Here is a 611-nt window from a genome sequence, read left to right as displayed (position 1 = left end):
ATAAATTTTATTATCCAGCTTCTTAATCAATTGGTATTGCTGATAGTTTTCCTCGCGTGTTTTTAATTCGTGAGGTTCCGTATTAACGATAGCTTTAATTAGATCGGCTTTTACTTCTTCAAGTAACCCGCTAATTAGCTTTTCTTGACCCTGTAAACGAGCTACAGCGGCCTTTTGTTCAATGGTAAGCATTTATCTAATCTCTCTTTGATAATGCAACAGAGGCGCTTTTACACGCCCCTATTTTATTAATTATTGCTGAATGGTTGATAGGGATTGTTTACGGCTTTCTAACATCGCTTGAGTTTGAACTTTCAAAGCTTCTGTATCCGCTCTTTCTTGCTCAATATCTCGTTTCTCTGCATGTTGCTGATAGCGTAATACATCCTGATCACGTTCACGCTGAATACGCTGGCCTTCAAGATAAGTTTTATCCGCTGCGTTCTGCATCAAGAATTGTAACTCAGCATCTTTACGGGCTGTTTCATCTGCTGCGATCTGACCATCCATAACTTGACGTTCTGCCTTGCTATGTGCGTCTTGTACCAGTGATTTAGCCTGTGCTTGTGTATGCTCACTATCAGATTGCAATTTCTGTACTTGAAGCTGGT

At 40.1% G+C, this 611-nt stretch carries 2 protein-coding genes; both read right to left on the bottom strand.

What is annotated here, in order from left to right; all coding sequences use genetic code 11:
- On the bottom strand, positions 1 to 192 hold a 192-nt coding region (locus N1032_RS26310; protein WP_259543595.1), incomplete at its 3' end, for a hypothetical protein.
- Positions 193 to 252: 60 nt separating this feature from the next.
- A partial coding sequence (locus tag N1032_RS26305; protein ID WP_259543594.1) for a hypothetical protein occupies positions 253 to 611 on the bottom strand: 359 nt, incomplete at its 5' end.

This window comes from Herbiconiux daphne (assembly GCF_024979295.1).
Taxonomy (GTDB): domain Bacteria; phylum Actinomycetota; class Actinomycetes; order Actinomycetales; family Microbacteriaceae; genus Herbiconiux; species Herbiconiux daphnes.
Note: the sequence above shows the minus strand (reverse complement) of the source record. Positions and strands in the feature narration are given on the sequence as shown.